Annotated in this window: 1 protein-coding gene; it reads left to right on the plus strand. The window is 29.1% G+C overall.

Annotation, left to right across the window (positions count from 1 at the left end; genetic code table 11):
• Nucleotides 1-230 (plus strand): hypothetical protein (locus AOA59_RS32530; RefSeq protein ID WP_218212234.1); only part of this gene is annotated, 230 nt, incomplete at both ends.

Here is a 230-nt window from a genome sequence, read left to right on the forward strand (position 1 = left end):
TGTAGAAGCAGTATGTGAAGAGATTAAAGATAAAGGTGTTGATCTTTCAATAATAAAAAAAATAAAGAAGTTATTGACTTCAAATATTAATAACACTGAGTATTTCGAACAATTCCCTAAGGAAAATACGCTTCTTCAAGAAGGGATTGCAGAATTAAACGATCTGGAAAATTATTTAGTTGCACTCAATATAACAGATAGATGTAAGTTTAATCCCTTTTTAGCTAGAG

Origin of the sequence: Pseudomonas sp. 2822-15 (assembly GCF_002742515.1) — a bacterium.
In the GTDB taxonomy this organism is placed as follows: domain Bacteria; phylum Pseudomonadota; class Gammaproteobacteria; order Pseudomonadales; family Pseudomonadaceae; genus Aquipseudomonas; species Aquipseudomonas salomonii.